Below are 7812 nucleotides of genomic sequence, written 5' to 3'. Positions count from 1 at the left end.
GTATTTTTACCAAAAGCGTAATTCCGGATTATCACTAGCAGATTTAGAAGACTTAAAACGAGTCCGAAATGTCGGCGTAGTACTTGGTAATGCTGACCATACCTATTTAGACGCCCAAGGATTCACTAATCTCAGTACTGACAAATCCCAATTACAATCGCTCAAAATGCTCAGTTACGGCAGAGTTGATGTTGCGCCGATGAGCGAGCTAGTAATGCCTTTTTTGGCAAAAGCAGCCGATATCGATATCAACTCAATAGAACGTACTCCTATTAAGTTGTACGACTCTACCTTATATATTGCGTTTTCAAACGACACCACTGATGAGGCGGTTGCACTATGGCAACAAGCATTTGATGAGTTAAAATCATCAGGGATGTACCAGACCATTTATCAAGATTATTTTCCAACTGATACCAATATTGCCAAGCGATAATGGGCTTACTGCTGATTATCATCACTTCGCCATCAATTACAAATGAATTCCTCCAGACACTTCAATTCTCTGACCATTTAACCACTGCGCTTCGTCGCTTAATAACATCAACATCGCCTTACCAATATCATCCGGCAAACCAACACGCCCAAGTGCCGTTTTTGATGCGATAGACTCATTTAGGGCAGTATTATCACGCACAACGCCACCACCAAAATCGGTTTCTATTGCCCCTGGAGCTAAGGTATTGACGCTTATCTGACGAGGCCCAAGCTCTAAAGCTAAATAGCGGGTCATCACTTCAACACCCGCTTTCATCATGGCATAAGCACAGAACCCCGTTTCACTAAAACGTGTTAACCCAGAACTCACATTAATCACTTTTCCACCATTATTGACCAAAGGAAGTAACGATTGAGTTAGAAAAAAAGCTCCCTTTAAATGCACATTCATTAACCCATCAAACTGAGCTTCAGTTGTGTCTGCAAATGCAGCGAACTCACCCATTCCCGCGTTGTTAATCAATGCATCAATATTCTCGCGTTCAAAATATTGGCTTAGTAACTCAGAGAGCTCATCTGTAAATGACCCAAACATGGAAACATCGCCAACATTCAGCGGTAATGCTGCGGCTTTTTGCCCTAACCAACGTATGCTGGCGACAACCTCATCTGCAGCCTCCTTGTTATGTAAATATGTAATCACCACATCCATGCCTTTAGCCGCCAACATTAATGCGGCATTCTTGCCTAAACCACGACTACCGCCAGTAACTAACACCAATTTATTCATATATGCCTCTTATTCATTTCACAGAAGTGCAATGATAATAAAACACTCACCTACTATGATAAACAGCATAAAAGTGACATTATCGTTTGTTTTACACGAACAATAATAAGGTAATAATGAATAAATTTGAAGCCATGAGACGGTTTGTTCATGTCGCGCAAACCGGTAGCTTTACTCAGGCTGCAGCGGCATTGCACTTACCTAAATCGAGTATTTCAACTGCCGTCGAGTCATTAGAGCAACTATTAGGCACTCGGCTTTTTCAGCGCAGTACCCGGCGGGTGACGCTAACCCATGACGGGGCTATCTATTTGGCTCAATGTCGACAAATATTGCACGATATAGATGCTTTAGAAAGCCAGTTTCAGCATGAAAATGACAGCGTTAGAGGCGTCATAAAAGTCGATATGCCGAGTCGTTTTGCCAATAAAACCGTACTGCCTCGACTAAGCGAATGGTGTGAGCGTTATCCCCACGTCAATGTTGTCATCAGCAGTACGGATTATCATATCGATCCAATAAAGTCTGGGGTTGATTGCCTGATCAGAGTGGGCAATCAAGGTAACAGCTTACTAATTGCCAGACCCTTAACTCAATATCGTATTATCAACTGCATTAGCCCAACCTATATCCAACGCTATGGTACGCCAAGCACCTTAGCAGACTTACAACACCACCGAATGATCGGTTACGTCCCGACAGTGAATCATAGTGCCTCCATTGATTATAATTCGGCCGAGTTTGACTATGTAGAACAAGGGCAGAATTGCCAGCACACGGTTCCAAGTGTGATATCGGTGACTAATTCCGACGCTTATACCTCGGCATGTTTAGCTGGGCTGGGTATTGCTCAAATTCCACAGATGGGGGTAACAGACTACTTAAATACTGGTCGTTTAATCCGGATTTTGCATCAATATGAAGCAGCTCCTATGCCAGTGAGTATCTTGTACCCTTCACGTAGCCAACTACCTAAGCGCCTAAGTTTGTTTATGGATTGGCTCGACAGTATTGTTAAAACCGCAGTAATGAATCAATAAACGGGCAAATTAATGGCCATGACTCGTCAGCAACACAAAGCACATTTAATTGATAATCAAAAAATAGATGTCTATTACGACAGTTTCACCACCCGTTTTAGCTTAGCTGTAAATGAGCAACGGGTTTATAGTCAACTACTATTGTTAAGCCCATGGCGCAAACAGGACATAATAATTAATAACATCCCCTACAATTTAACCATTAGGTGGTTTGTACTATGGCGTTCAAGCTTAACGCCAGCTCAACCATCGCCTCAACGTCTATCCATTACAGAGCTATTACCGCAGCGGCGTAGAAAATCCATTATGATAGCGATATATGCCGGATTAATAAGCGCTATTAAACTGACCTTAGGGATTTTGAGCTATTCCAGCGTCATATGAATATCGCATCACGAGGTCATTAACCCGCAGACGATTTTAGTGTAAACTCGAGCCCAACTTATTAACCTGTTAAAAGCATCACCACATGACTCAAGCCTTGTTTTACCTTATGCCTGATAATCATAATCAAATGAGTGCATTAGATGCGCTCTATTTAGCTGCTTGCAGGTTAGCTGAACAACAATATCGCCAACAAAAAACCGTCTACATTCACTGCAAAGACAAACAGCAAGCTTATGCAATTGACGAATTACTGTGGCAATTTGAGCCCAACGCCTTTGTTCCACACAATTTAAAAGGTGAAGGCCCAGTGACAGGTGCACCGGTCGAAATTGGTTTTGATACTTTAGGACCAAATAAAAGTCGTCAAGTTCTGATTAATCTTGCAGACCAAATGCCCAGTTTTGCGGTAAACTTGCCCCATATTATCGATTTTGTCGCTAATGATGACGAACTCAAGCGCATTGCTCGCAATCGCTACCGTCAATATCAGAATGTAGGCATTACGCCCAGCACTCAAGCATTAGCTGAATAAACACTTAATTTAGATAGAGAACATAACGCTCCTATGGAAAAAACATACAACCCAAAGTCTATCGAACAAGCCCTTTACCAAAACTGGGAAGAGCAAGGTTACTTCAAGCCGCATGGTGATGAATCAAAAGGCAATTACTGCATCATGATCCCGCCACCGAATGTAACCGGTAGCTTGCACATGGGTCATGCCTTCCAAGACACCATCATGGATACCCTTACCCGCTTTGAGCGCATGAAAGGTAAAAATACCTTATGGCAAGTCGGCACCGACCACGCGGGTATTGCGACTCAAATGTTGGTTGAGCGTAAGCTTGAAGCCGAAGAAGGTAAAACTCGCCATGATTTAGGCCGTGACGCCTTTATTGATAAAGTGTGGGACTGGAAAGAACAGTCTGGTGGCACGATTACCAAACAGCTTCGCCGTATGGGCGCATCGGTTGATTGGGATCGCGAACGTTTCACTATGGATGAAGGCTTATCAAAAGCGGTTCAAGAAGTGTTTGTTCGTCTATACGATGATGAACTTATTTATCGTGGTAAGCGCCTAGTTAACTGGGATCCAAAGCTGCACACCGCCATTTCAGATTTAGAAGTTGAAAACAAAGAGAAGCAAGGCCACATGTGGCACTTCCGCTATCCGTTGGCCCAAGGCGCATTAACAGCCGACGGTAAAGACTATCTAGAAGTGGCCACTACGCGCCCAGAAACCATGTTAGGTGACAGCGCAGTAGCCGTACATCCAGATGATGAACGTTACCAGTCATTAATTGGCAAATTCATTCTATTGCCTATCGTTAACCGTTTAGTACCGATTGTTGCCGACGATTATGTCGACATGGAATTTGGTACCGGTTGTGTAAAAATCACTCCAGCCCATGACTTTAACGACTATGAAGTCGGTAAACGTCATCAACTGCCTATGTACAACATCTTCACCTTAGATGCCGCCGTACGTAGTTTTGTTGAAGTGATTAACACTGATGGCACCCCAAACAAAGGTGTCGAGATTGCCTTGCCAGAGCGTTATGTTGGCCTAGATCGCTTTAAAGCCCGTGATGCTATCGTGGCTGAATTTGACAGCTTAGGTCTACTTGAAAAAGTCGCTCCGCACGGCTTAAAAGTACCTTATGGCGATCGCTCTGGTGTGGTGATTGAACCATTACTAACCGACCAGTGGTATGTGGCTGTTCAGTCAATGGCTAAAACAGCCATTGAAGCGGTAGAAACCGGTGAAATTAAGTTTGTACCGCAGCAATACGAAAACATGTACTTCTCATGGATGCGCGATATTAAAGACTGGTGTATTTCACGCCAGTTATGGTGGGGACACCGTATTCCAGCTTGGTACGACGAAAACGGCAAAGTCTACGTTGGTCGTAACGAAGCAGAAGTCCGCGCTAAACATAAATTTGCTGACTCTGTGGTATTACGTCAAGACGACGACGTATTAGACACCTGGTTCAGCTCAGCATTATGGACATTCTCAACCTTAGGTTGGCCAGACAATTTAGAAGATTTAAAAACCTTCCACCCAACCGACGTGTTGGTTACCGGTTTTGACATCATCTTCTTCTGGGTTGCCCGCATGATCATGATGACCATGCACTTTATTAAAGATGAAGATGGCAAGCCACAAGTGCCTTTTAAAACCGTTTACGTTACTGGTCTTATCCGTGACGAAGTCGGCAATAAAATGTCAAAGTCTAAAGGTAACGTACTTGATCCATTAGACATGATTGACGGTATCGAGCTTGAAACCTTAGTTGAAAAGCGTACTGGCAACATGATGCAGCCACAACTGGCTGCAAAAATTGAGAAAAGTACCCGTAAAGAATTTGCCGATGGCATTGAAGCTCATGGTACTGATGCACTGCGCTTTACCTTAGCAGCAATGGCTTCAACCGGTCGCGACATCAACTGGGACATGAAACGTCTTGATGGTTACCGCAGTTTTTGTAACAAGTTATGGAATGCGTCACGTTACGTGTTAATGAACACTGAAGTGCAGACGGATCCTGATAGCGATGAAGCTGGCGAACCTTTAGATTGCGGTCAATTGCTAGTTGATGGCAAACCGGGTGCGATGGAATTGTCGTTAGCCGATCGTTGGATCATTGGTTTGTTTAACCAAACCGTGAAAACCGTTGAAGATCACATGGCCGCTTTCCGTTTCGACTTAGCCGCTAACACTTTATACGAGTTCACTTGGAATCAATTCTGTGACTGGTATTTGGAATTAACCAAGCCTGTTATGCAAAATGGCACTGAAGCGCAAATGCGCGGCACTCGCCACACTTTGGTCAATGTGCTTGAAAAAATGCAACGTCTAATGCATCCATTTATGCCATACATTACCGAAACGATTTGGCAACGCGTCAAACCGTTAGCGGGCGTAACTGGCGATACTATCATGCTAGCATCGTTCCCAACTTATCAAGCAGATCAAGTTGATGCGACCGCGATGGCCGATCTTGAATGGGTTAAGCAAGTGATTGTAGCAGTACGTAATATTCGTGCAGAGCTTAACATTGCCCCATCAAAGCCGCTTAATGCGTTACTGCGTGGTGTGAGCTACGAAGATCGTATTCGTCTGGAAGCAAACCAAACATTCTTTGCAAGTTTGGCTAAACTCGAAACGATGACCATTTTAGCAGAGGGTGAAACAGCGCCAATGTCGAGCACTCAGTTAGTCGGCAATATGGAGCTATTAATCCCAATGGCAGGTTTGATTGATGTAGGCGCAGAAGTGGCCCGTATCGATAAACAGTTAGAAAAGCTTGCTCAAGAGATTGCCCGTATTGAAGGTAAATTATCTAATCAAGGTTTTGTGGCTAAAGCCCCTGCTGCGGTAATTGATAAAGAACGCGCTAAGATGACCGATTTAACTCGTGACATTGAAAAATTAAACGAACAAAAAGTCGAATTAGCTAAGATTTAACTGCACTAAGTTGTTGTCTTAAGGTTTACTTTGTTTAACAAAGCACTATAAAAAAAACCAGCGAATAACTCGCTGGTTTTTTATCTTTGTTGATGTGACCCATGGCGATAATATTAGGTTTATTTGGTTCAAAATTGAAACTTTGATATCTCAACTTACATTTTTGGTGTATAAGCTTCGGCCAATATCATCATTCTATCTAATGGGTCAAAACCATGTCTGATAAATACTTTTTTAAAGGTCGTAGAACCCCTAAGCCAGCTTATGGTGAAAGTGGTTATAACACCAAACGTGCAGCCAAACTGGGCACGGAAGCTTTACCGTTAATATTGTCAGTTCAAACCGAAGCTCGCCAACATGAAGTGGCTGCAATGGTCGCTGAACAGCAACTCTTTGCTAATATCACTATTGATGCAGATAAGCCTGAAAACATTGTTGATTTAACCGGTTTATTGAATAAACCTAAAGCGGTTACTTCTGAAGCTAAGCCTAACCGCAATGATGCTTGCCCTTGTGGAAGTGGTAAAAAGTACAAAAAGTGTTGCGGTGCTTAAACCGTAACACCAACGTTAGGCCCGTTGAGAACTAACGGGCCAATGATTAAATATTGAAGCGGATCTTACGATCCGCTTTTTTATTGCCTTTAGATTGTTAACGTTAACGTTGTATACACTTAACAGTCGAGGCTTGCCTATGTAACCACATCACAAATTCACAAATGAGCGCCACTCTGGGCGGATCACTTATGGATAGAGTTTGGTATTAATCACGAACTTAGGTAAAGTGTCAGCCTTTGTTATAAAAATGAAACAGACCATAAAATAAAAGGGTGACTTATGAGCACTAATTCACACTCAGGCAATGACTTGAGTGAAGTAAAACAGTTAGGCATGTGGGCCGCTATCAGCAGTTTAGGCTATATATTTTGGCTTGTCGGTGGCATGGAGCTAATAGAACGTATTGCCTATTATGGTGTAAAAGCCAGTGCCGGCTTGTACGCTAAAGCGCCTGTTTCAGAAGGCGGACTGGGTATTAATTTAAGTGATTACGGTATTATTATATCCGTGTGGGCGCTACTACAAACCTTTGTACCTGTGTTAACTGGCGGAATTTCTGACCGTGTCGGTTACAAAGAAACCATTTTCGTTTCTACCATCATCAAAATATGTGGTTATTTAACCATGGCATTCTTTCCCAGTTTCTGGGGCTTTCTTGCCGGTGCCATGTTGTTAGCCATGGGTACAGGGGTATTCAAACCAGGTATTCAAGGCACCTTAGTACTGTCAACTAACCGAAATAATACTTCAATGGCTTGGGGCATTTTTTACCAAGTGGTTAACATCGGTGGATTTTTAGGTCCATTGGTTGCGGTACACATGCGTCAATTATCTTGGGATAATGTATTTTACGCCTGCGCAGCGATTATCTCGTTTAACTTTTTATTCTTATTAGCTTATAAAGAGCCTGGCAAAGCTGAGCGCTTAGAGCGCGCACGCCAAGTAAAAACAGGAGAGATAACACAACAAGCATTGTGGAAGGATGCCTTAGGAGAACTAAAAAAGCCTGTGGTGATTTACTACATGCTGGTGTTTGCTGGTTTTTGGTTTTTATATAACTCATTATTTGATGTATTGCCTATTCACATTGCGGAATGGGTTGATACCAGCGTCATTGTCACCTCTTTA

General features: G+C 42.9%; 8 protein-coding genes. 7 read left to right on the top strand and 1 reads right to left on the bottom strand.

The window, feature by feature from the left end; translation table 11 throughout:
• A partial coding sequence (locus CXF78_RS08700; protein ID WP_145991399.1) for a substrate-binding periplasmic protein occupies positions 1-436 on the top strand: 436 nt, incomplete at its 5' end.
• Positions 437-472: 36 nt separating this feature from the next.
• On the opposite strand, the gene CXF78_RS08695 is transcribed toward CXF78_RS08700, so the two are convergent.
• Positions 473-1228, bottom strand: coding sequence for an SDR family NAD(P)-dependent oxidoreductase (locus CXF78_RS08695; protein WP_011636394.1), 756 nt, complete (start codon positions 1226-1228; stop codon positions 473-475).
• A gap of 116 nt (positions 1229-1344) precedes the next feature.
• On the opposite strand from CXF78_RS08695, the gene CXF78_RS08690 reads away from it, so the two are divergent.
• The 6 genes from CXF78_RS08690 to CXF78_RS08665 form a co-directional block, all read left to right on the top strand.
• A complete protein-coding gene (locus CXF78_RS08690) occupies positions 1345-2268 on the top strand; it encodes a LysR family transcriptional regulator (RefSeq protein ID WP_011636393.1) in 924 nt (307 codons plus the stop codon).
• A gap of 12 nt (positions 2269-2280) precedes the next feature.
• The gene (locus tag CXF78_RS21415) at positions 2281-2652 is read left to right on the top strand and encodes a hypothetical protein (protein ID WP_011636392.1); all 372 of its coding nucleotides are present in this window, start codon (positions 2281-2283) and stop codon (positions 2650-2652) included.
• Positions 2653-2737: 85 nt separating this feature from the next.
• Positions 2738-3187 carry a DNA polymerase III subunit chi gene (locus tag CXF78_RS08680; protein WP_011636391.1) on the top strand — a complete coding sequence of 150 codons (450 nt, stop codon included), beginning with the start codon at positions 2738-2740 and terminating at the stop codon, positions 3185-3187.
• A gap of 33 nt (positions 3188-3220) precedes the next feature.
• Entirely contained in the window at positions 3221-6127 is a 2907-nt protein-coding gene (locus tag CXF78_RS08675) for a valine--tRNA ligase (RefSeq protein WP_011636390.1), read from the top strand.
• Positions 6128-6342: 215 nt separating this feature from the next.
• On the top strand, positions 6343-6681 hold the full coding sequence (locus CXF78_RS08670) for a PBPRA1643 family SWIM/SEC-C metal-binding motif protein (RefSeq protein ID WP_011636389.1): 339 nt from the start codon (positions 6343-6345) through the stop codon (positions 6679-6681).
• A gap of 282 nt (positions 6682-6963) precedes the next feature.
• Positions 6964-7812, top strand: an 849-nt coding sequence (locus CXF78_RS08665) for an MFS transporter (protein ID WP_145991398.1), incomplete at its 3' end; no start/stop codon positions are given.

It is taken from the genome of Shewanella sp. 11B5, assembly GCF_002836795.1.
Lineage (GTDB): Bacteria > Pseudomonadota > Gammaproteobacteria > Enterobacterales > Shewanellaceae > Shewanella > Shewanella frigidimarina.
Note: the sequence above shows the minus strand (reverse complement) of the source record. Positions and strands in the feature narration are given on the sequence as shown.

Coding starts and splice junctions, on each gene's coding strand:
- CXF78_RS08695 (WP_011636394.1), bottom strand. CDS start 1,228: ATGAATAAATTGGTGTTAGTTACTGGCGGTAGTCGTGGTTTAGGCAAG.
- CXF78_RS08690 (WP_011636393.1), top strand. CDS start 1,345: ATGAATAAATTTGAAGCCATGAGACGGTTTGTTCATGTCGCGCAAACC.
- CXF78_RS21415 (WP_011636392.1), top strand. CDS start 2,281: ATGGCCATGACTCGTCAGCAACACAAAGCACATTTAATTGATAATCAA.
- CXF78_RS08680 (WP_011636391.1), top strand. CDS start 2,738: ATGACTCAAGCCTTGTTTTACCTTATGCCTGATAATCATAATCAAATG.
- CXF78_RS08675 (WP_011636390.1), top strand. CDS start 3,221: ATGGAAAAAACATACAACCCAAAGTCTATCGAACAAGCCCTTTACCAA.
- CXF78_RS08670 (WP_011636389.1), top strand. CDS start 6,343: ATGTCTGATAAATACTTTTTTAAAGGTCGTAGAACCCCTAAGCCAGCT.